Annotated in this window: 20 protein-coding genes; 10 read left to right on the top strand and 10 right to left on the bottom strand. The window is 43.6% G+C overall.

Features of this window, described 5'->3' with window-relative positions; genetic code table 11:
- The 3 genes from ABFV72_RS07800 to ABFV72_RS07790 form a co-directional block, all read right to left on the bottom strand.
- The coding region (locus ABFV72_RS07800; protein WP_347163054.1) for a beta strand repeat-containing protein at positions 1–2086 on the bottom strand (2086 nt) is incomplete at its 3' end.
- A gap of 989 nt (positions 2087–3075) precedes the next feature.
- Positions 3076–3948, bottom strand: coding sequence for an alpha/beta fold hydrolase (locus ABFV72_RS07795; protein WP_347163053.1), 873 nt, complete (start codon positions 3946–3948; stop codon positions 3076–3078).
- Positions 3949–3955: 7 nt separating this feature from the next.
- Complete coding sequence (locus tag ABFV72_RS07790; RefSeq protein WP_347163052.1) at positions 3956–4747, bottom strand: class II aldolase/adducin family protein; 792 nt, start codon at positions 4745–4747, stop codon at positions 3956–3958.
- An 85-nt stretch (positions 4748–4832) separates the two neighbouring features.
- On the opposite strand from ABFV72_RS07790, the gene ABFV72_RS07785 reads away from it, so the two are divergent.
- The 10 genes from ABFV72_RS07785 to ABFV72_RS07740 all read left to right on the top strand — a co-directional run bounded on the left by ABFV72_RS07785 (position 4833) and on the right by ABFV72_RS07740 (position 16050).
- A complete protein-coding gene (locus ABFV72_RS07785) occupies positions 4833–5522 on the top strand; it encodes a Crp/Fnr family transcriptional regulator (RefSeq protein ID WP_347163051.1) in 690 nt (229 codons plus the stop codon).
- Positions 5523–5663: 141 nt separating this feature from the next.
- Complete coding sequence (locus ABFV72_RS07780) at positions 5664–7382, top strand: phosphoethanolamine transferase (RefSeq protein ID WP_347163050.1); 1719 nt, start codon at positions 5664–5666, stop codon at positions 7380–7382.
- A 106-nt stretch (positions 7383–7488) separates the two neighbouring features.
- On the top strand, positions 7489–8184 hold the full coding sequence (locus ABFV72_RS07775; protein WP_298809497.1) for a response regulator transcription factor: 696 nt from the start codon (positions 7489–7491) through the stop codon (positions 8182–8184).
- A 127-nt stretch (positions 8185–8311) separates the two neighbouring features.
- Positions 8312–9652, top strand: a complete 1341-nt coding sequence (locus tag ABFV72_RS07770; RefSeq protein ID WP_347163049.1) for a sensor histidine kinase — start codon at positions 8312–8314, stop codon at positions 9650–9652.
- A gap of 178 nt (positions 9653–9830) precedes the next feature.
- On the top strand, positions 9831–10304 hold the full coding sequence (locus tag ABFV72_RS07765; protein WP_347163048.1) for a diacylglycerol kinase: 474 nt from the start codon (positions 9831–9833) through the stop codon (positions 10302–10304).
- A gap of 114 nt (positions 10305–10418) precedes the next feature.
- Positions 10419–11213 carry a PAP2 family lipid A phosphatase gene (locus tag ABFV72_RS07760; RefSeq protein ID WP_347163047.1) on the top strand — a complete coding sequence of 265 codons (795 nt, stop codon included), beginning with the start codon at positions 10419–10421 and terminating at the stop codon, positions 11211–11213.
- Positions 11214–11471: 258 nt separating this feature from the next.
- Entirely contained in the window at positions 11472–12086 is a 615-nt protein-coding gene (locus ABFV72_RS07755; RefSeq protein ID WP_347163046.1) for a YceI family protein, read from the top strand.
- 73 nt (positions 12087–12159) lie between these two features.
- The gene (locus ABFV72_RS07750; protein WP_347163045.1) at positions 12160–13602 is read left to right on the top strand and encodes a cytochrome c; all 1443 of its coding nucleotides are present in this window, start codon (positions 12160–12162) and stop codon (positions 13600–13602) included.
- A 69-nt stretch (positions 13603–13671) separates the two neighbouring features.
- The gene (locus tag ABFV72_RS07745; protein ID WP_347163044.1) at positions 13672–15273 is read left to right on the top strand and encodes a flavin monoamine oxidase family protein; all 1602 of its coding nucleotides are present in this window, start codon (positions 13672–13674) and stop codon (positions 15271–15273) included.
- An 87-nt stretch (positions 15274–15360) separates the two neighbouring features.
- A complete protein-coding gene (locus ABFV72_RS07740) occupies positions 15361–16050 on the top strand; it encodes a c-type cytochrome (RefSeq protein ID WP_431192085.1) in 690 nt (229 codons plus the stop codon).
- Between the two features lie 21 nt (positions 16051–16071).
- Here the strand turns inward: ABFV72_RS07740 and ABFV72_RS07735 are convergent, their stop codons facing one another.
- The 7 genes from ABFV72_RS07735 to ABFV72_RS07705 all read right to left on the bottom strand — a co-directional run bounded on the left by ABFV72_RS07735 (position 16072) and on the right by ABFV72_RS07705 (position 22688).
- Entirely contained in the window at positions 16072–16491 is a 420-nt protein-coding gene (locus ABFV72_RS07735; RefSeq protein ID WP_347163043.1) for a PaaI family thioesterase, read from the bottom strand.
- Positions 16492–16633: 142 nt separating this feature from the next.
- On the bottom strand, positions 16634–17176 hold the full coding sequence (locus ABFV72_RS07730) for a DUF3124 domain-containing protein (RefSeq protein WP_347163042.1): 543 nt from the start codon (positions 17174–17176) through the stop codon (positions 16634–16636).
- Positions 17177–17220: 44 nt separating this feature from the next.
- Positions 17221–17922 (bottom strand): potassium channel family protein, encoded by a 702-nt coding sequence (locus tag ABFV72_RS07725; protein WP_347163041.1) that lies wholly within the window; start codon positions 17920–17922, stop codon positions 17221–17223.
- Between the two features lie 68 nt (positions 17923–17990).
- On the bottom strand, positions 17991–19751 hold the full coding sequence (locus ABFV72_RS07720; RefSeq protein ID WP_347163040.1) for a TrkH family potassium uptake protein: 1761 nt from the start codon (positions 19749–19751) through the stop codon (positions 17991–17993).
- 209 nt (positions 19752–19960) lie between these two features.
- Positions 19961–20902, bottom strand: coding sequence for a DMT family transporter (locus ABFV72_RS07715; protein ID WP_347163039.1), 942 nt, complete (start codon positions 20900–20902; stop codon positions 19961–19963).
- Positions 20903–20979: 77 nt separating this feature from the next.
- On the bottom strand, positions 20980–22134 hold the full coding sequence (locus ABFV72_RS07710; protein ID WP_347163038.1) for a flavin monoamine oxidase family protein: 1155 nt from the start codon (positions 22132–22134) through the stop codon (positions 20980–20982).
- A 131-nt stretch (positions 22135–22265) separates the two neighbouring features.
- Positions 22266–22688 (bottom strand): tetratricopeptide repeat protein, encoded by a 423-nt coding sequence (locus ABFV72_RS07705; protein ID WP_238051768.1) that lies wholly within the window; start codon positions 22686–22688, stop codon positions 22266–22268.
- Positions 22689–22751 lie beyond the last annotated feature (63 nt).

The following is a 22751-nucleotide window of genomic DNA, read 5'->3' as shown; positions in this document are numbered from 1 at the left end:
CATCAATACCTGTTGCGGTAATGCTTGGTGTATTCGCCAATGGATCACCATTGGTGTCAAGGAAGGTTAGGCCTTCTGCACCATAGTTGCTGGTGTTAGTACCATCTGTGACAGTGGTGCCTGCACCGGTGATGGTCGTTACGTTAGCACCATCAGTAATGCTAACACCATTGGTGTCCGTGACCGTGTTGCCAGTGGTCACGCTACCAGCAGGACCTAGGTCGATATCTTGAGCAAGATTATAATTGACAGTATTATCAGTAGCGTTATTGGTCACAACTAGATTGCTGTCTGTATTAGTAAAACCGACAGTCTCTCCAAGCTTGACATTATCTACCGCACTACTACCAGCTTTAATATTGAAGCCTTTATTTGCTTCAGTGAGTGCTGTCGTTGCTGTAGTTTGGGCATTAGTAGCAGCAGTTTGAGCATTAGTAGCAGTTGTTTGAGCGTTGTTTGCGCTAGTCTGGGCACTATTGGCACTAGTTTGAGCATTACTAACATTAGTGTTAGTTGTCTCTAATTGCCCAAAATTTACTGCATCGCCAGCAACAGTGCCATTGGCTACGTTGGTGATTTTATTATTGTTTAGATTCGCGCCACCATTCAGATTAGAAGCACCAGTGACGGTTAGAGAGCCTGCATTCATTGCCCCAGTAGAAGTAACCGTTGTAAACGTTGGCGTCAATGAAGTACCAATAGTGACATTGTTGCCAGTACGGGTAATATTGACATTGTTACCATCAAGGAAAGTGACCGTATCACCTGCGGCTACTGGCGTTGCAGTATCGGCATTTGCACGTAGTCTGAATGTTTGACCTTGTAGACTACTAATGCTATTCGTATTACCTGTAATATTAGTTGTATTCGTCGTTGTACGACCATCCAAGTTAGTGATTGCAGCACCTACGTTGTTGACATTCATGCCATTTACGCTATAAACAGGGGCACTGACTGCTCCTGTCGTAGGATCATAAGTAGAAGTGCCACCAAATGCAGTGGCTGTATCAGTACCTTGTTTATTCGTTAATGTGTTTTGCACTGTTAACTGTGCGACATTTACCGCATCAGTAGGAGCAGAACCGCCAGCGACATTTTGTATGCGTCTAGTAGCACCACTGTTACCTACAGACACTACGCCATTTGCAGGTACTGCGGCAACATTGGTTAAAAATGAATTTCCTGATGCTGTCGTTGTTGTAGAACTTGTACCTAGTGCTACAGAATTAGACACACTGGCATTAGCATTTGGACCAAGTGCGATACTATTTGTTATATTCTGTCCTACGTTCGCATCCGTACCCAGTGCGATACTATTGGTTGCACCAGTATTAACTGTAGCCGTACCACCTGCCGCTATACTAAAATCTGCCAAAGCATATGTCTGACGACCCATGGCAATCGAGGTATTACCAGTTGCTTCGTTAGCTGTACCGACTGCCACTGCAGATACTCCACTGGATAAGTTGCCGACACCTAAACCTAGTGCATAACCGCTACTTGTTAAGTTACCTTGACCAATCGCAAGGCCATAGAAAGTGCTATTTACCTGGTTATTGTTACCAAGTGAAACACCACCTCCATTACCGACTGAATTAGTATCTCCTATGGCGACTGCTGTACCTACATAACCAGTTGCACCGGTAGGATAAAGTCGAGCAGTCTCGCCCCTTCTAGGAGTAATTTGCTGAGAAAGATTATTATTAGCAGCCGTAACCGTGTTTCCTTTACCCATAGCTACTGCATTAGGAGCGCTAGTAATTGTCGTACCACAACCAATTGCCGTACTATTCGTTGAACCTGTCACCGTTGCCACATTTAAAGTGCCACATTGGGCACTAGATGGTGAAAGCGCAGTGCTTGAACTTGAGGCTGCATCGGTCGATCCACCACCACTCCCTTGGGCCGCTAACGCCTGTGGAGATATGATAAATACTAGGCTGCTCAGACCAGCAGTTACCATGCCTGATCGCAAACTGCTTAAGGTGAATGCCTGCGTACCTGTTGTTGCCAGAGCGCTTACACCTGATGTCACAGCAGAACTTGAAGACTTGCCACGGCTCTTTGCATATTCTGCAACAGCCATAAAGCACCCTAATGATCTATTCCAAATTACTTTATAGTTACGATTCATGTTTAATTATTCCTTTATCAATTAGAGAACTGAGGTCAAGCGGTAAGGTCTATCGTTGTCTATTACAAAAGAGGCAACATTACTCTGGGCTTATATTTAAAACGTCCTTGTACTAGAAATACTTTAGATATATGACTAACAATTTAGATACGCTTATTTAGTATTCTAGTACAAACAATAAAATAATCAATCACCAAAACGATTATATATAGGCATTGTGTAATCAATGTTAATTAAGCAGTAATAGATTTTTTAGGTGATGAAAACTGCCCTATCTTTATACGTATAAAAAACTTGTATACAAATGATAAAATATATATATAACATACACTTACAAAATTCTCATAAATCTAAATTTTTCGGATTTTATTTGATGGTCAATCCCTTTATTTGTAAGGCATAAACTAATAAAGAAACTTAGTTTCCAAGATACATTTTTTCTACAATTTTTATGCTTTAAATAATCATTATTAATAAAGACATATAGAACATTAATATGAAAATTAGACTCAATAATATTGCAAAAGACTAATGTTTACCCTGTTTATATTCTTTTAATTGAATATATCCAGCCAAACAAATATATCCAGCCAAACAAATATATCCAGCCAAACAAATATATCCAGCCAAACAAATATATTTGTTCGCATTTTATTTTTAATGAAATAAACGGAATTAAAAATAGAAAGTTATTGGGAATTTAATCGCATAAGTAAAGATAGCTAATACAAATGATGAGGCTAGCAAAGCAGCTTGTGACATGATGAAAAGATCAAGTTGAGTGAGGACACACCAGATAGGTGTAGCACATAGATGTTATGTACTGACCAGCTATAGCCGTACAAATACTTACTAAGAGACAGTGAGACAATCAGCACTCACCATGCATAAAAAAAGCAGGACATCGTTTGATGCCCTGCGTTTGTTAGATTTAACTGTATTTACAGAATACTGCGTCTAAATTGTAGATAGGCTGCTGTGATCGCGGCTGAGTCTTCTACCTGCGGATAGTGACCTAGCATAGGCATATTGGTTATATCAGCATTGGGTATCAGCTGGCGATAACGATCAATCATATGCTGACCTGAGATGGGATCTTTGGCACCTGCGATCAATTTCATCGGTACAGTACTGTTGATAATCGCACCTACCCATCGCTCACGATACTGCTGACGCTGTGGCATATAGTTAATTAGCTTATGCATCACGCCCAACCCATCATTGTAACTTAATAGCTGCCATAGCGTATCTATCACCTCTACTGTGGGCTGCGTGTCGGGGCCAAATATCCGCTGTAGACTGCCCGCAAATTTCTGCTTATTAATCAGCTTTGATACCAGAGGGCCCAATGGCGATAGCAATAGCTTCTGTACCAAGATAGGTTTGTGCGTCTCAGGGAACAGACCACCGTTTAAGAAGCATACGCTAGCGATGTGTCGCTCAGCGCTCCCTTCGACTTGTCTTGCTAGTAACTCCTGAGCCACCGTATCACCATAGTCATGCGCTAATATATGATAATCACTGCAGCCCAGTTTTTGCAAAACAGCTTGATAAATATCGGCCTGTTCACTGATTAGATAGCGCGCGTTTTTGGGTTTATCTGACAACCCAAACCCCAGCATATCGAGGGTAATAACATAATAATGCTCGGTTAGCGCATCCCACATACCCTCCCAGTCCCAGCTAGCACTAGGATAACCATGAATCAATAGCAATGCAGGCGCACTCTTATCCCCTGAATACCGAGTAAAGATTTGATGCCCATGAATGGATTCATACTGCCCCTGCCGTTGCCACTCATCAAGAGTTATCATTAGAGACTTACTCCTCAAATGATGGGTCGGTGCGGCGCAGTTTTCTTAGTAACGCAGGCCATGCGATGTCGCCATTTGCGCCACGGGTCACTTGCTCTGATGCAGCTTGGATACCAGCCAATATCTGTGCTGGTATTGGTGTCAAGGCACCGCCCCCGCTCTGCGCTTTGATTTGAATTTCACACGCTCTTTGCATGATATACATGTACAAAAACGCATTGGCAACCGTATCGGCACAGGTGAGCAGACCATGGTTACGCAAAATCATAAAGTGAGCATCGCCTAAATCAGCAACCAAGCGTACTTTTTCTTCAGGGTTTAATGCGACACCTTCGTAGTCGTGGTATGCCAAGTTAGATAGCGGAAATAATGACTGTTGCGAGATAGGTAGTAGGCCTTTTTCTTGCGCTGAGACAGCAACCCCATCATTTGTGTGTAGATGGATGACGCAGTGCGCATCGTCGCGAGCTTCGTGCACAGCACTATGAATGATGAATCCTGCTGGATTTACCTCAAACTCTGACGGCGCTACTTTTTCGCCTGCTTTATCGACCTTGACCAGACTAGAGGCGGTAATTTCTTCAAATAACATCCCGTACGGGTTGATTAAAAACTCATCCTCAGTACCTGGTACGCGCGCAGAGATATGAGTGAATACCAAATCATCCCAACCATAAGAGGCAATCATTCGATAACAGGCGGCAAGATTTACGCGCATCTGCCACTCTTGTTCGCTCATGTTATGGTGTACACTCGAGGTTGAATCGGTCGATGTCGCGGTTTGCATAGTTGTTTGCATGGTGTATTCCTTTACTGTGTTAGATATCCTGAATGATTACTTTATACCATTTTATAAAACCAAATCTGTCAAAAACATTACACTTATGAATATCAATCATTATTTAAATAACGACCCATGGTTTAGTCAATTACCAGCCATTGTGCAGCCGCTACTGGCAGGCGATGCTGTGCTAAAGGTATACCAAAAAGGCCAAATGATTCATGCCATCGGTGACAATGATGATGCGGCGCTACACTTTGTTGTGTCGGGTACGATTAGAGTCTGTAATGTAAGCGCTAGTGGACATGCCATGACACTGGCACATCTATCTAGTGGTGAGTGGTTTGGTGAAATATCTATCATAGATGACAATCCTCGCACCCATGATGCGTGGACGATTAACAAAGTAACGCTTATCTCAATCCCAAGAAATCTAGTCATTCAAACAGCGCAGTTGCATCCGATTTTATACAAGCACCTCGCGCTTATAACCTGCGAGCGAATCCGCCGAGCATTTGATTGGATTGACGATGCTACCTCACTCAATACCTCGGCGCGACTGGCTAGCATGCTGATTGGACTGATCGACACTTATGGACAGCAAATAGGAGATGATATCAAGATAGATCTGCGCTTATCGCAAGAAGAGCTTGGCTTTATGCTAGGCACTACCAGACAAACCATCAATAAAATCATCCAATCGTGGCAAAAGCAGAACCTTATCGATATGCATTATGGCTTTATTACTATAAAAGACAAAACTCAGTTAATGATAATGATGAATCCTGTCTGACTTAAATATATAAAATTATCTCAGAAAACACCCCAACCTCTAACTTATGATAGTTAGCATCAATCGCTTTAACATGTTCTTAACAGACCACTTGCTATGGTAAGGAATGACGTTTCCTACCATCTGCTGAGAAGTATCTGTATGTCCATACCTCAAGTCATCAAGACCAATGTGCTAAAAATCAAAGCACCCAACGCCAATACAAAGACTAGCTATCTTAGTAAGCTCTATGATCGTGAGATGAATCTCAGTTATATTATTTTCATTGTGGCTTTATATTTGGTAGCGACTGCCAATATTGGCTTTTTTGAGCAGGTGCTAAATGTCTATCCATTTAGCAAAAACGTCGGATTTATCCTGTCTATTACTGGCTTGTTGTTTGGACTGATGTGGTTGGTATTACAGCTGCTTTGCTATCGTCCGATTGCCAAACCAGTATTGATTGCGCTACTGATCACTGCCGCCATCTGCGGTTATTTTACCGATGCTTACGGGACGATATTTGACACCAATATGCTGATCAATAGTCTAGAGACCGATCAAGCAGAGGCGATGGGATTGTTTGCCCCTAGCATGGTCATTCGGGTGCTGATATTAGGCGTGTTGCCAGCATTTATCATTAGCAAAATTCGTCTGAAACGCTCTACGTGGCAGCGAGGCATACTACAAAAAACAGCCACGTTGATATTGTCTATCGCGCTAATTGCCGTTTGTATTTTGCCGTTTGGTGATCAGTACGCCAGCTTCTTTCGTCAGCATAAACAAGTTCGCTCTTATGCCAACCCGATCACGCCTATTTACTCTACGATCAAACTTGGCGAAAACTATGTTGATGAGCTACGCCGTCCTGATACTTTCACGCTACATGCGACAGACGCGAAACGCGTGGCACCTGCTAATAGTGTGGATGGCAGCGGCAAACCAAAACTAATGGTGTTTGTGGTTGGCGAAACGGCTCGCGCCGATCACTTCGGCTTGAACGGCTATACACGTAATACCACACCGCTGCTCTCAAAGCAGTCAGACCTCTATAGCTTTCAGGACTCTGTCTCCTGCGGAACCTCTACGGCCTACTCCGTACCCTGCATGTTCAGCTATGCAAATCGAGAAAACTACGATATCGATACCGCCAAGTACAATGAAAACGTACTAGATACACTAAGCAAGCAAGGGGTCAATGTCGTTTGGCGCGACAATAACTCTAGCTCAAAAGGTGTGGCCGATCGCGTTACTTTTGAAGACTACAAAACAGCTGACACAAACCCCAACTGCGATGTCGAATGCCGAGATATCGGTATGCTCGATGGTTTTGATGAACTGGTTAAATCAGGCAGCTCACAGAAAGAGATGCCGAAAGACACACTTATTCTGCTGCATCAAATGGGCAATCATGGCCCCGCTTATTACCAGCGCTATCCCAAAGCGTTTGAAGAGTATAACCCTGTCTGCATGACCAATGAGCTATCTAAATGTGATGCTCAGTCTGTGATAAATGGCTACGATAATGCGATTCGTTATACCGATTATTTTTTGAATAATGTGATTGATACGTTAAAGCCTTATGAGCAAGATTATGATGTGGTAATGGTATATATTAGTGATCATGGGGAGAGTTTGGGTGAAAATAATATCTACCTTCACGGCTTACCCTATAAATTTGCACCAGATACCCAAAAACACGTGCCTACGATAGTTTGGTCGCCTAATAGCAATAGTATCGATACTGAAAGTCTTTCTAGTATGGTCAATCAGCCAGTGTCACACGATTTTATTACGCCGACATTGCTTAGCTTTTTTGGTATTACGACCGATGAAGTCAAAGGTGAAGCAACTTTTTTCAAACTGTCCCATTCTAATTGATTGGTTAAAAGTGAGTTATTCCAGATAATTTATTAAAACAGCTCTCTACCTACGTTTTTATATTACTCAGTCCTTTTAGGTAACCACTATTTTTTAGGTCAGCATCATGTACAAGATACTCGTTATTGAAGACAACCCCGATATCGTGGCCAATATTTATGCCTTCTTTGAACCAAAAGGCTTTGAGCTGGACAACGCACATAATGGCTATAGCGGGCTAACACTTGCCTCAAACAATCGTTATGATGTGATATTGCTAGATGTGATGCTACCAGGTATGGATGGCACGCAGCTGTGCAAAAAACTCAGAGAAGAGTTACATGACAAGACTCCCGTATTAATGCTCACAGCTCGCGATACAATCTTGGATAAAGTCGCTGGGTTTGATAGCGGCGCTGACGATTATTTGGTCAAGCCGTTTTCGTTGGTTGAGTTGGAGTGCCGTATCAAAGCGCTCATACGTCGCCATGAAGACGATCATTTTGCCCACAGTATTGCCGTCGGAGCACTATCCTTAAACAATAGTGAGCATACTATTATGCGTGAGGGACAATCACTGAAGCTTACCCCAACTGGCTTTAAAATATTGCACATCCTCATGAGTGCAGCGCCTAGAGTCGTCAGTAAAACTGAGATTGAAGAAAAAGTATGGGGACTAGACGTACCGAGTAGTGATGCACTGCGCACCCATATGCACAGCGTGCGTGCACAGGTTGATAAGCCATTTGACACACCCATGATAGTCACAGTACCTGGCGTAGGTTACCAAGTTGTTGACCCTAATAAATCAGCAAGCGCGTAGTCGTGATTGCAGCATGAATTAAATAAACCTCATGTGACTTACTAACCGACTTACCATATCGTATTTATCGCTCTATTATATATAGCCCTGTTATATATCGCCTTTTTCTATTAAGTTGTCTCATGCCATGCTCAATATAGACTCGATAGCCAATAAATTCAGACTGTCTTACTTCATATTCGCGTTATTACTGTGCGCAGCTTTTGTCAGTATTTTTTTATACGCGGAGAGCCGAATAGAGCAAGATTTGGTCAAGGCTCGCCTGTTGCAGCAGCTAGAGCTTAGTCAAGAAAAATACGGTGACCAGCCTATTTATGTCGCTGACCCAGGTATCAAAATTTATCGCTATGACAAAGCACCTGCTAGTTTGCAAGCGATAGCCAATGACACGGTACAAGAGACTTCTGTCACTGTTAATAAAGCCTCTGGAGCAGGTCATGCCAACCTGCATCTTTTTGCCTATACTCAAGATGGTCAAGCTTATATTTTGACTTACCTAGAAAACACAGAAATGGTAATGGAAAATTATCCAGTCTTGGCGATATTTGAGCACCTAGAAGACATATTTGCAGATACGCTAAAAGTAGCCGTTATTTTAAGCTTACTTATTGCCGCTATCTTCTCTCAGTTATCTTCCAAACAAATCATAAAGCCTTTATTAGATTTGAAACGAGCCGTCGAGACTGACCATCATAACTTAAGCGATTTGACACATTTGCCATCTGAGGTCGGTGTTTTGGCACGGGCTATCGATGAGAAAAACCATAAGTTAGAGCAATATCTCAAGCGTGAGCAACTGTTTACTGGTGATGTCAGTCACGAGTTACGCACACCGTTAACTATTATCATGGGGGCTTCTGAAGTGTTGGCCTCGCAACTAGACGCTGACAGCCACTTAAATGAGTTTACCAATCGTATTAGTACCACGGCCAAAGAAACTTCTGAGATTATCACCGCCCTGCTCCTACTATCGCGCGCGCCTGAAAAGTTAGACGCACCGCAAACCTCTATTAACAGTATCGCCTTAGCGGAAATGCAGCGCCTAAAATACTTGCTGCGGTATAAGTCTGTTACTTGTCAGATCATTGCTGAGCAGGAATATAGCGCTTACGTACGCCCCGAACTCCTAAAAATGGCACTAGGCAACCTCATAAAAAATGCATTTCAATATACCGATGATGGTGAAGTAGCCATTACTATCGATGACGAAAAAATCACGGTGACTGATACTGGCTTAGGTATTCCTGAGGCAATGATGCCTTTACTCTATGAACGGTTTGAGCGACTAGAGTCTCAGTATAAAGACGAACAAACAATTCTGTTGTCAGAGCATGATACAAAATATAAGGTTGAAGGCTCAGGTCTAGGACTCAGTATCATCCAGCGTATCATGTCGCATATGGGCTGGCAGCTCACTCACCAAGCCAATCGCTCAGGTGGCAGTACCTTTAGTATTTATTATAAATAACCTCGTGATAGCTCAAAGACATATTCATTTCCTAATAATAATTGCTGATTGGGAAACGACAAATTTAAACAACCATTACGCTTTATTCTCATCCATCCATCTCCTCTTAACGTTTTCTTAACCTCTCCCGTCTTATACTCAGGCTATCTTAATTTTAATAGACCATTAAGAATGCCCTATGAAGCAAATCACTCATACCAACCTTGTAGCCCCATCAGTCGAGCATAGCTCTGTCAACAAAACAGCACATGATAATGCACTCGCGGCTTATAGCTTTGCAAGTCATACCAAAGGTAAAACGGGAATCCTCCGCATTATAAAAGCCACTGGTTACTCTATAGATGGCTTTAAAGCCGCGTATAAATTTGAAGCGGCTTTTAGACAAGTTGTGTGGCTCAATCTTGTACTACTAGCTGCTGTCATCGTTATGCCCTTTGCGCTTGGTATAAAAATGATACTGGTAGTCGCTTCTTTTTTATCTTTGATTGTTGAGCTAATCAACACAGGACTCGAAGCTTGCGTTGACCATACTTCAACCGCCAAACACCCACTCGCAAAAATCGCAAAAGATGTCGGCTCTGCGGCGCAGTTCTTAGCGTTAAGTTTGTTAATGGTTTTATGGGTAATGGCATTATCTGCTCTACTTTATTAAAGGATGACGAGCACTCGCATATAAGCACGCTGAGCTGCTAGCACTATCTTAAACAATAAAACGAAGGTCGTATTAAGAACTATCAACATCGCATATACGGTATTAGGTGTAGTCATGACTTCAGAAAACAACGCAATGACTTGGGACTGGCTAAAACTACTGTGCGTGACCATCATGGCCACCTTAATTTTTGAGCACAGTCAGTTAGATATACGCATCAGTGAGCTTTTTTATAATAATGGTCACTGGCTACTTGAAAAAGGCGCGCAGCCTTATGCATTTATCTTTTATGATTTGCCCAAAGCATTATTGATTCTATTGGCTGTATATTTGTTAGTTGTTTTAATCATCAAGTATAGACAGTCAAGGCTTAATGCTACTACCTTAAACCGTAACAAGTTTGATAAATTTCTGCTTCCTTTACCTATGCGCGAGATTAGCTACCTACTGATTATATTAGCGATTGTACCTGCTACCATTGCCACGCTCAAAGGCGTCACCCATGTCAGCTGCCCAAATGACTTAGTTATTTTTAATGGGGATTTGCCCTACTTCAATCTTTGGCAAAACATCGTAGCAGCAACGCCTGCCAGATGCTTCCCAGCGGCTCATGCCAGCGCTGGGTTTTCTTTATATGGACTGGCTTTTTTACCGACACTAAGAAAACACCGCTACCAGATAGTCATATCAGTAACTATTTTGGGCTGGACAATGGGACTGTATAAGATGCTGTTTGGCGATCATTTCTTTAGCCATACATTGGTCTCAATGCTACTGTCATTAACCATAGCCTGTGCGCTCGCAGCCCTATTTTTCAAACAATCGATTAAGAGTAAGGCACACAGCACCAACGATGATAAAGGATGTACTGGTCTTAGCTTGTCTAGTATTGAGCACTCTAATACTTAAAGTCAGCACTTAGATTCAGTACTTATGCATCAGTACTTAGCTTCAATAATTAGGTATCAATACTTATGCATCAATATTTGGAATTGACGTTCGGGCATAACAGAGTCGTTCGTTATCTCTTTACTAAAATAGCACTACTAAGTATTTGAAAAACCCTGTATAAATAATAAACAATCACTGGCTTATTGTTAAGCAAACGCAAGGATAGCGCTTGTGAATAAGCTCCTCTATATTAATAGCCTGTAAAGGAATATAGCTATGCGCTTGTTGTCTATTAGGCCAAAACCATCGCATATCTATTCTTTTTTGACCATTCCACTGCTGCTCGTAGGCGCTGCAAATAGCAGTCAAGCTGCCAGTTACGCTATTAATCCTGCCAGCACTCATATTCGATTTGCTATTGAACGCTTTAAGAGTTCAGCCACGACTGGTGGTTTTTATAATATCAAAGGCCAGTTGCAATACGATCCAAACTTAAAATCAGGTGATATTTCATTAATCATACCGATAAACTCCTTAAATACAGGCAACCCTTCTTTTAATAATAGTCTAACTGGGCCTGAATTTTTTGATATGCAGAGATTTCCTTTAGCGCAGTTTGAATCGACAAAATGGCATTTTAATCAAGATAAAAAAAGCCCTCAGGTCACTCGGGTAGATGGACAACTGACTCTGCATGGCGAGACCCACCCAATTAGCCTAACCGCAACTAAGTTTGATTGTTATCTAAACACGAGCATCAGAAAGGATGTTTGCGGTGGCGAGTTCACTACTACGATTAACCGTACAAAATGGAATATCAATAAATTCGCTTGGTTTGGACTGACCAAAAACCTTGACTTAAGTATCAAGGTCGAAGCCGCCAGACAATAGTGTTTTTAGTGTTTCGCCACTGGCTTAATAGATACTGGTAGTGATTTGCAGGAAGCTTAAAAAGGAATTAGACATGATTCATCGATATTATAAGAGCATTGCGAAGCCACTTTCTGCCATCGTGCCAGCATTGTCATTTTCTTCGATAATAACACTGACGTTAACACTAGGGCTCAGCTCAATCTCTACCATAGTAATTGCAGATACTGTCAGTTTGCCAAGAGATACTTTGCCCAGTCGAATAACCCTACCAAATGTTAGCCCTGCTAATAGTGCGCTTGCCAATCGCGGCGCTTACGTGGCGCGTACCGCTGACTGTATGGCTTGCCACCGTGATGACTATAGTGGCGGCGTACCAATTGAGACACCCATTGGCAATATCTATTCAACCAATATCACACCATCGACGCGCTATGGCATCGGCAACTATACTGAAGCCGATTTCAAAAAGGCTTTGCAAAAAGGTCGTGCACCCAATCATCAGCTTTATCCTGCGATGCCTTACCCGTCCTATCATGGCATGACAGATGAGGATATCAGCGCCTTATTTGCTTATTTCCAGACCGTACCTATCGTAGACAAACCACCTGAAAAAACCACTCATTTGCCTTTCCCGTTAAATATTCGTAGCTTAATGCTGGCATGGAATTTCATCAATGTGCCCTCTACTGAAAATCGCTCAGGGCTGACGACAACCCAGCAACGCGGTGAATATCTGGTCAATAACTTAGAACACTGCGGCACCTGCCATACCCCGCGCAACTTAACCCAAGGCCTCGATAAAGACCGCTACTTATCTGGGGCGCCACTCGGCAAATGGTTTGCCCCAAATATCACCCCTGACAACGACACAGGTATCGGCCTTTGGAGCGAAATGGACATCGTAACTTATCTGCGTACAGGAACGCTTGATAAGCGCGCTTATGCGGGCGGACCAATGGCAGAAGCCGTGGCACATAGTACGCGCTATCTCACTGACGAAGACCTTATAGCGATGGCTGACTATTTAAAAGTCGTTCCAGCCATTAAGACCGATGATTATTTGCTACCTGTCAATGTCTCTCGCCTACCGCAGCCAGTCAGCAACTCCATTATTTATGACTTACTGGAGCAAAAAGACTATCTAGCGCAGGCTAAAGCGAATACTGTTAGTCATGCTAATGGTAACAGCGCCAACAATAACGGTCTGAACAGCAACGCGCCAAAAGACTTATATCTCATCCATTGCGCCAGTTGTCATGGGGTCGATGGTTACGCCCAGCCCGATGCACGCTACGCCTCCATCGTTGGTTTGAGTAGTATTCGCCGCGTAAAACCTGATGCACTCATTGGCGTCATTGCCTTTGGGGCAAAAGGTGCGTTCAATACAGCACCAAAGATGCCCGGCTTTTCAGAAGATTTAAGCCCTATGCAAATCGCTAGTATTACTAACTATGTACGATTCACCTTTGGTGGTCTATTAAATAGTGATGTCAGCGCGGCGGATGTCACGCGCGTGATAAAAGAGAAAAGTTAGCTATAAAGAATATGCCTCAATTACTATTTTTGATAATACCGCAAAGACCAGCACGATAAGGATAATCCTATGAATGACCTGCTCCAATCTCCCACGCGGCGGCAACTGCTCTCCATGATCGGCAAGACGGCAGGCGCAACCGCGATGTATCAAGCGATGACCACGTTGGGGTTTGCATCCGAGTCAAGCTTTAAAGAAGAAATGAATCTCAAAGGCGCACCAGCTGGTGCTAGTATCGTGATATTGGGTGCAGGGTTGGGCGGTCTGACTGCCGCCTATGAGCTACGCAAAGCAGGCTACAAAGTGACCGTGCTTGAGTACCAAAACCGTGGCGGTGGCCGCAGCTGGACACTGAACAGTGGTGACAAATATACTGAGCTTGGCGGTGCTGAGGTCACTTGCGACTTCGAAAAAGGCAATTACTTCAATGGCGGACCATGGCGACTGCCCATCCACCACTACGCGGTCTTTCATTACTGCAAAAAGTTCGGTGTGGCATTGCAGCCTTTTATCCAGACCAATGATCGCGCTTATCTGCATCGTACCAATCACTTCGATGGTGCGCCGCAGCGCTTGGGCGAAGTACAAAGCGATATTCGCGGTTATGTATCAGAGTTATTGTCCAAGGCCGTCAATAAAGGTAGTCTCGATAGTACGGTCAATAAAGAGGATAAAGAAAAACTCCTCGAAGGACTAAAAGGCTGGGGCGTCCTTGATAATAACTATCGTTACGTCAAAAGCCATGAAACCGGCAAGCATCGCGGCTATAGTGTGTATCCCGGTGGTGGTCTTATGCCAGATGCCAAGCCATCAACGCCAATACCGATGGATAAGCTACTAGACTCAGGCATGTGGTCGGACATTTATAGCAACTATACCGTGCATGTGCATCAACCAACGATGTTTCAGCCTGTCGGCGGTATGGGAAAAATCGGTGATGCGTTCACGCGCGAGTGCCGCGATATGATTACCTTCAATGCCAAAGTCACTAAAATCAATCAAGACGAAACTGGGGTTACCGTTGACTATGTCGATAGCAACAGCCCTGACGGTGCCACCAAAACCGTGCGAGCAGATTGGTGCATTTGTACTATTCCTTTGTCCATATTGACTCAGATTGATATCAACGTCTCCGCTCCGATGAAGAAAGCAATGGCAGCCGTTCCTTATGATAGCTCTTACAAAGTGGGTTTGGAGTTTAAACGACGGTTTTGGGAAGAGGATGAATGGATCTATGGCGGCATCACTTATACCGATATGCCCATCTCGCAAATCTCCTACCCGTCACAAGATATGTTTAGCTCAGGCTCAGGTGTGTTGCTTGGTGCTTATGGATTTGGGGAAGCCTCATACAAGTTTAACTCGTTGACTCCCAAAGAGCGTATCAATGCCGCGCTCGCCTATGGCAAACAGATTCATCCGCAATATACCAAAGAGTTCCGCTCAGGCACATCCGTCGCATGGCATCGTATCCCTTGGTCGCTTGGCTGCTACGGTATCTGGAGCGAGTCAAGTCGTGAGCAGTACTATCACACATTATGCGAGATAGATCATCGTATTGTGTTAGCAGGAGAGCATTGCTCACATATTCCTGCATGGCAAGAAGGCGCGATATTATCCGGTATGGATGCTGCCAAACGCTTACATCAAAAGACCAAGAAACTTGGATAGCCAGCTTTTGAGTAATGAGCTTTGAATAACCAGGCTGCCGTTCAAGCAAGGATGATAACAATGAGACTAAGCACATTAGGAACAATCATGAACATGGTGACATCAAACTTAATCAAACCATTTAGCCCACTCAGCTCAGGCAAAGCAATGATGATGTTCATGGTTGGTGGGTCGTTAGCGTTAACAACGTTGCCAGGCTGTAGTCAGTATAAGGCAAAAAACGCAGTTACTATCGCCAACCCGCAGACCGCACCCATGGTATTTGACAACAATTTTGACAATCAGGCCAGTCGCAATCAGGGCGCATGGGGCGGCGTATATATGGCTAAAGAAGAATTGGCTGAACCCACCAGCAATATTGTCGATGTGCGCTCAATACCAAACATGAGTGAAGATACCAACCTGCAAAAATGGCTCGCAAAATTTGAAGGCAGCACACAAGGTAAAACGGGGTTCTTTGCCACTAATGGCAAAAAGCTCTACGATGACTCTTGTGCTGGTTGTCATATGCAAAAAGGTGAAGGCGCGCAAGGCGCAGGCTACTATCCACCGCTAGCCAATAACAGCAAGATGCAATCGAAGTACTATATTATTAGTGTATTAATCAATGGTCTACGCGGCATGCCATCATTCCACCGCATGATGAGCGATGAGCAAATAGCAGTTGTCACCCAATACGTGCATAGCGATCTAAATAATTTCACAGATACAGTGACTACTGCTAATGTCGCGCAGCTACGCCATGAGTTTCCACCAGGATCAGACCCTAGTGAGTGAGTAAAATACGCTACAAACTAGCTAACCTTCAATACGCTTAGGCGGCACCGAATACGTACCAACTACGTGAGCCACGATGTCATCAGAGCCTTCTGAATAAAGAGATACCTCGCCTACTATCAACGTGCGCCCTACTTTCATTAAGGCACATTCGGCGATAATATGCGCATTTGCTGATGGCTTGCGCAAAAAGTTGATGGTCAAACTCGTCGTCACCGTTAATGGAACGATACCGATTCTTCCGAGTATCGCCACATAGATGGCTACATCAGCAACGGCCATCATGACAGGTCCCGAGACTGTGCCACCGGGACGAAGCTCATTTATACCAATCTCGTGCGATAAGGTCGCGCCTTTTTCGCTGACCGCCTCGACGACACATTTGGTTTGTGGAAACTCCAATGCCATAAAGGCGCTGATTTCTTCTTTGGTTGCAGACATAACTCTTCCTTGAATTGAACTGCCCATGCTGATTCGTTTAATACATGTATACGATCATCGCTAGTTAGCAAAGTAGAAACTACTTCCGCCTATGCTACTGCGCGCCTTTAATATTCTAAACTACGCACCGACTATACATATATCAATGTATCACGGGCGTGCCTTCTGTACTAAAGGCAAATCCTTTATTGCTAAAATTACCAATCATGACCGCTTCTATCACTGGTCTGACTGTCTCATCTACACCTTCGACTTCGATGATAAAGTTAGCGCCAGATCCGCCTTTATCCTCTTCTTTTTCGACAATATAGTTGAGCGTGGCCATCGCTGGTAGCTCGATAGGCTTATCTAAATATGACTTGACCAATGCTCCATCTGTATCATAATAATCAATTTTGTTGATATACAGTGACTTTTTGAGCGTGGTGTTACGTACACTCAGCGTCGCCGATAGCAGCACTTTTCGAGCGTCTCTATCGGTATAGATATCAGAATAAATCGGCACATAAAAGGTTTGCTTATAACCAAACTGACTGTGATCCACGTCTGAGGTAATCGCCAACTCTTTAATCGGGTCTTTTTGATGCTCAGACAAAAGAACGTTCGGGTCTTGCGCTGATTGATCACAACCTGACAGTAGTGTCATTATGGCGATCAGTAGGACAGATATACTTCGCTTATTCATAATCATTTCCCTATACCTTCTGGTATCACTGCGATGGCAAGCTGCTATTTTATTTTCACACCCACACTACGCAAGAACTGATTGATGTGTTTGTTGGCACCATAGATCACCAGTACATCGCGCTCTTGCAATACTTGCTCAGGCGTCGCCAAACCTTGAATGCTAGGCTTGCTCTGCGTACGACCAAAACTGTCTTCATAATACTCATAGCGCAACGTACTAAGCAATCGGATATTGAACTTTTGCTCTAACTGTAAGTCGTCGACAGTCTTACCAATCAGCACATGTGGAATCTTAATCTCTACCATGCTGAAGTTATCGCTCAACTCAAACGAATCAACGAAATAGCGTAGTGACAGACGCTTGGCCCAGCGATTGGCCGCTTCTTTTTCAGGGTGAATCAAATCATCCACGCCGATGGCTTGTAGGACTTTTTCGTGTAGCGGATTGATACTACGGCTGATTAAACGCTTGGCTTTTAACGTCTTAAATAGCGCCGTTGCCATGACATTGGCTCCTTGATCTTCGCCAATTGCCACAATGACAATATCAGTATCAACGATTGGTAATCCGCTAACCGTATACTCGTCCGTGGCATCCATACACAACGTATGAGAGATCACTTCTTTGTAAGCTTCAACCCGTTGCATACTACTATCAATAGCAATCACTTCATGCCCTTGACTGGTCAATGCCGAGCCCAATGATGCCCCAAAATTCCCTAGTCCTACGATGATGTACTTCATAATTTATACAACCTTTGTTAATATTTTTTTGCTATTTATTAAGAACGACTCAGTCTGATTGCGACGGATTAGTTAATCGTAATCTCTTCAGTAGGATAGCGATAATTACGTTGGCGCATATTTTTAAGCAGTGCGATAAATATCGTCAGCATACTAACGCGGCCAACGAACATAATGACCGAAACCACTATTTTACTAAAATCTGATAAGTCTGCTGTCAGGTTTAAACTTAGCCCCACCGTGCTATAAGCTGAGAAGCACTCAAACACCACTTTAATCAAATCGAGCTCTGGCTGATCATAACTGATGAGCGTCACGCCCGTACCGATGACCAGTAACGACAACCACATAATAGAAAATGCGCGGCGAACTGAAATCTCAGCAATCTCTCGTTTAAAGACCTCTATCTTGGTCTGACCACGAGCTAGGCTTAATGTATTCAATAGCGCAATCGCAAAGGTACTAGTCTTAATACCACCACCTGTCGAGTTGGGTGACGCCCCAATCCACATCAGAAATATCGTCAGCATAACCGTTGGAAAAGTCAGCTCACCCATATCAATGACATTGAACCCTGCGGTTCGCGGCGTGGCAGCCGTAAAAAACCCTGTCACTAGCTTGCCGAGGAAGCTAGTGTGGTCAGCGAGCACATTATTGTATTCAAATATCATCACCCCAATCAGACCGACTAGCAATAATGCACCTGTGGTAATCAGAGTAATGCGGCTATTAATATTAAGTAACCAAGGCTGATAAATATAGCGTTGGTCATGACGATTGATCAGCCGCTGAGCACGATAACGTAAATACCTAAGCACATTGACCACGATGGTAAAACCCATACCACCGAAGATAAATGTCATTGCCAGAATCAGCTGTAGTGAATAATTAAAACGTAGCGAATCATCGTACAAGCCAGCACTAAATGTCGAAAATCCAGCATTACAGAAAGCAGAAATCGCATGAAAGACTGAAAAGAATAGCTGCTCAGACCAATCCATATTGGGTATATCATAAATACTGATATAAATCAGCGCAGCCGCTACCGCCTCGACAGCAAATGTAACGTATAAGATAGACTTGAGTGTCGACACTACATCACCCATACCGCGCATGTAAGACATCTCGCTGATGCTGGCTTGTGTCTCATAACTGACACCGCCCTTAAAAAAATAGCTAAAATAGGTCACAAAGGTCAAAATACCCAAACCACCAATTTGTATCAGACCCATAATAATGACTTGGCCAAAAGTCGTAAAATAGGTGGCAGTATCCACTACGATAAGCCCTGTCACACAAACCGCGCTAGTCGCAGTAAAAAGCGCATCAACAAAAGACAGTGGCTGCGTCGTCGCATTGGGCATCATCAATAGCAAGGTACCAACCAGCACCACGACTAAAAAGCTTAGAATAAAAAACTGCGCAGGATGTAGAAAGGTACGATTGAGATTAAAATTATGATCGGAGAGTTCGCGGACGAAGGTGACAAACACCGCTATCTTTATCGCGACAAAGCCATCAACGGCAGCAGATAGGCCCGAACGTACTAAGTCCGTAAAATGCGCGGTCAATAAAATGATAATGGCAATGCTAGTCAGTGCGTCAAAGACGGCGACTTTATTGAAGGTTAATGGCTTTTTGGTATAGATGTAACGCCCAGCGGTCACCATAAAACTAAGAAAGATAATGACCAAATAGAAAATATGGAATACTTGTTGGAGCCACGTCGGTAGTGTAAAACCACTATCTAACAAGGCAATCGCTACCCCGATGACACTAATGAGAATCGTAAAATTATTTAATAATCGATAACGCGTGGCTGCATTCATAGCCTGAGTCCATGACAACAATAACCACGATACTTATACTCCTTTTTTGTCGTATCCACAAAAAGTGATTGAAGTTAATCGTAACCAATTATTGAGTCATAGCAGCTATTGATAAGCTAGATACTGATAACGAGAGTGAGATAAGAAGTACCCATTAGGCAGTAACGGTTTTAATAACTCTATAGTTTAATGCTATCGCCTATACACATTTATGAGACTTCTTCTTTTACTCTTGCTATTTTTACGCCGCCCCATGTCACCAATGCCACGCCAATAGCAATCAAAGTAGCGCCTAAAAATAAACCTTCTGGTGGACTCTCCCCTTGCAAGAAAATAGCGACGGGTACGCCGACAATAGCCCCTACTGCACCTAATAAACTTAGTAACACGGGCCCACCTGTCTTTTGTAGTAGGAATAATAGTAAAAACTGTCCAGCGAATACGCATGCTTGTATAGCTATCATGCTTAGCGGTAGCCAACTCTCTAAAGATACAGCGATAGAAAAGTCTGACATCATACCAAACAAGCCTAGCAACAGCGCTGCCGCAATCAACATACCTGGAGCGAGTACGCCAGAAGACGCATTATCAGGCCAGCGTAATGTCCGATATATATTGCCAATAGCGAGTAGCACTGGTCCACAAAGCGCGACTAAAATCCAAAACACACTAGAATCTGGCGCAGAGAATTTATGTATGGCTAATGTTCCTGCCCCGATGAGTGCTGCGATGACCCCAAGCGCACGGACAATATAAAATTGCTCTATACGTAGTATCAGCGCACCAAGATACGTTAACAGTGGCGGTAATGAGAGGATTAAGGCGACAAAACCTGCGCCCACATGAGGAATGGCAGAGAATAATAATAAATTGGCAGCCGCAACACTGACCAGCGCCGCGACAAAGTAATACTCTAAGCTACGAGCATTAAGAGGAGGGAGTTCTTTTCTGATGAGCGCTACTAGTAATAAAATAACAGCAGCGCCAGTAATCGACCAAAACAAAAACCCTAATGGGGTCAGACCGACATCGATAGCGTACTTTGCCACATTAGTTGAGATACCAGTGAGTGCGCCGCCTGCCAGTAGACAAACGAAAGGCACTAGCCAAGTGGTTTTGTGAGAGGTCTCTTGCTTGAGCGAATCATTCATCGACTATCCTATAGGATGATGAATTTTTGAGTCATGTTGAATGGCTTTTATGATAGCTTACAACAGCACCCTCATAGCTACTGGCATAAAATGTCAGCAGGTAATCTTTGTACAGCGACGGTTGCTGCATCAATTGCTCCAGCGACATAGCCAGGGAACTGCGCCGACCACTCACTACCACAACCTGTTAGACAGTCTTGCCACACGCCTGTCTTTGGCTTGGATGGCGGTGCTACTGCATGCTGACCGTTACCGTTGGCATCAGCAGGCATCGCTGTTAATGGGTCTTTTGCCCAGTCTTTGAGATATTCAGCTTTTGGAGTACTTGCCTGTGTACCAAATAGTCGCACTAACTGCGCACGGCAATGTTCTTTTAGCACCGTATCAGAAACGCTCTGTCGTACTTGAGCAGGAACGCCAAAGAAGCCAAACAATGCCCCATTGCCCTCTAGTGTAGAGGCATCATGTATCTCAGTGAGCGGCCCTATCGCACTGCGCGCAGCACCCGAGAGACCAGAATCTCGCCAAAATGGTGATTCATAAACAGCGACGTATTTGGCATGGGGCGCCATCCAAGTGGCTGTCTTGCGCCACTGTTCACTTAAGTCTTGCGGTAGTGCTGGCTGAAATACTATCCGACCTTCTACCAATCGAGGCGGTAACGCAAGTAGCACATGCTGCGCGCGGAACGTCGTCACATGTCCGGTCACATGCCCAGAGCTGTCTTCGCTCTGTACTTCAATATATTGAGATGTCTTATTTAATTGCTGTACAACTTGACCGGTCATGATACAACTGGCATCTAAGCGAGCATATAGCGCATCAATCAAAGCGGCCATACCACCGACTAGACGCATAGAAGGTGGTGCGCTTTTATAACCTTGCATACGTACAGGTGGCTGATTGGCAGCGCGCTCAACCATCATATCGCCTTCTTCGAACTGCGTAAAACGTGATAAATCTAACGACTCAATAAGCGTACTTAACTGCGTTTGATAATCCGGCCAAAACCATGACGGCCCTAAATCAAACGCGGCGCTTGATTCTTTTTGTTCGATATCAGTATTGTTATTAGTAGCATGCGCATCTGGATATTTAGCAACTGCAATGCGACCACCCAAGGTATCACGCGCCTCTAGCAATCTATACGCTATACCCTTTTGCTCTAATAAGAAGGCAGCATATAATCCGCTTAACCCACCACCAACGATTACCACAGGTATGTCTTGCATATCGGATTACCCTATTTATAGACGGTTCAATATCATTTGAATATAAGGAAGCCGAGTGAAAGTACTACAAGTAGTAAGCTAAGCGAGACTGACACCGTACTCAATTTATAGAGGATTGACTATAAATCAAACTACTCTGCCAATAGCTTAGTAAGCATCTCATCAATCTCAACCTTGAACTCTTTGTCTTCGATCTTATTGGCTGTGATTTTGGCATTTTGCAGACTTTGGATAGCAGCTTCTTTTTCGCCTGTCTCAAGCTGTAGCACCGCCATAGAAAAAGCAATCGATGACATATGATCTTTTGAGTTAATGGCAGTAGCCTTGGCCAATGCTTTGTCATAAATCACCAGTGCTGCGTCCAAATCTTCTGTGAAGTCAGCAAGCGTTTCCCATTGTTCTGGGTGGTCTTTGTCAGTACCTTCATTATCGGTACAAATGGCATTTAGTTCAGCATACAGCGAATCAAATTTTTCTTGATTGCCTCTGCGATCCGCTTCTAATAACTCTTCAGCTAAGGTGTAAATGGCTTTATATATTTTGGTATTAATCATTGTTTACAACCTTTTATGGACTATATCGTGTGTGGTTAGGATTATAACGTAATTCTGGCGGCT

Origin of the sequence: Psychrobacter proteolyticus (assembly GCF_039762275.1) — a bacterium.
Classification (GTDB): domain Bacteria; phylum Pseudomonadota; class Gammaproteobacteria; order Pseudomonadales; family Moraxellaceae; genus Psychrobacter; species Psychrobacter proteolyticus_C.
The sequence above is the reverse complement of the archived record's forward strand: the minus strand, read 5'-3'. Positions and strand labels throughout refer to the sequence as shown.

What these genes read in the sequence shown, in the direction of transcription:
- ABFV72_RS07795 (WP_347163053.1), bottom strand. Translation starts at nt 3,948, where the DNA reads ATGATAACTCTTGATGAGTGGCAACGGCAGGGGCAGTATGAATCCATT.
- ABFV72_RS07790 (WP_347163052.1), bottom strand. Translation starts at nt 4,747, where the DNA reads ATGCAAACAACTATGCAAACCGCGACATCGACCGATTCAACCTCGAGT.
- ABFV72_RS07785 (WP_347163051.1), top strand. Translation starts at nt 4,833, where the DNA reads ATGAATATCAATCATTATTTAAATAACGACCCATGGTTTAGTCAATTA.
- ABFV72_RS07780 (WP_347163050.1), top strand. Translation starts at nt 5,664, where the DNA reads ATGTCCATACCTCAAGTCATCAAGACCAATGTGCTAAAAATCAAAGCA.
- ABFV72_RS07775 (WP_298809497.1), top strand. Translation starts at nt 7,489, where the DNA reads ATGTACAAGATACTCGTTATTGAAGACAACCCCGATATCGTGGCCAAT.
- ABFV72_RS07770 (WP_347163049.1), top strand. Translation starts at nt 8,312, where the DNA reads ATGCTCAATATAGACTCGATAGCCAATAAATTCAGACTGTCTTACTTC.
- ABFV72_RS07765 (WP_347163048.1), top strand. Translation starts at nt 9,831, where the DNA reads ATGAAGCAAATCACTCATACCAACCTTGTAGCCCCATCAGTCGAGCAT.
- ABFV72_RS07760 (WP_347163047.1), top strand. Translation starts at nt 10,419, where the DNA reads ATGACTTCAGAAAACAACGCAATGACTTGGGACTGGCTAAAACTACTG.
- ABFV72_RS07755 (WP_347163046.1), top strand. Translation starts at nt 11,472, where the DNA reads ATGCGCTTGTTGTCTATTAGGCCAAAACCATCGCATATCTATTCTTTT.
- ABFV72_RS07750 (WP_347163045.1), top strand. Translation starts at nt 12,160, where the DNA reads ATGATTCATCGATATTATAAGAGCATTGCGAAGCCACTTTCTGCCATC.
- ABFV72_RS07745 (WP_347163044.1), top strand. Translation starts at nt 13,672, where the DNA reads ATGAATGACCTGCTCCAATCTCCCACGCGGCGGCAACTGCTCTCCATG.
- ABFV72_RS07740 (WP_431192085.1), top strand. Translation starts at nt 15,361, where the DNA reads ATGAACATGGTGACATCAAACTTAATCAAACCATTTAGCCCACTCAGC.
- ABFV72_RS07735 (WP_347163043.1), bottom strand. Translation starts at nt 16,491, where the DNA reads ATGTCTGCAACCAAAGAAGAAATCAGCGCCTTTATGGCATTGGAGTTT.
- ABFV72_RS07730 (WP_347163042.1), bottom strand. Translation starts at nt 17,176, where the DNA reads ATGAATAAGCGAAGTATATCTGTCCTACTGATCGCCATAATGACACTA.
- ABFV72_RS07725 (WP_347163041.1), bottom strand. Translation starts at nt 17,922, where the DNA reads ATGAAGTACATCATCGTAGGACTAGGGAATTTTGGGGCATCATTGGGC.
- ABFV72_RS07720 (WP_347163040.1), bottom strand. Translation starts at nt 19,751, where the DNA reads ATGAATGCAGCCACGCGTTATCGATTATTAAATAATTTTACGATTCTC.
- ABFV72_RS07715 (WP_347163039.1), bottom strand. Translation starts at nt 20,902, where the DNA reads ATGAATGATTCGCTCAAGCAAGAGACCTCTCACAAAACCACTTGGCTA.
- ABFV72_RS07710 (WP_347163038.1), bottom strand. Translation starts at nt 22,134, where the DNA reads ATGCAAGACATACCTGTGGTAATCGTTGGTGGTGGGTTAAGCGGATTA.
- ABFV72_RS07705 (WP_238051768.1), bottom strand. Translation starts at nt 22,688, where the DNA reads ATGATTAATACCAAAATATATAAAGCCATTTACACCTTAGCTGAAGAG.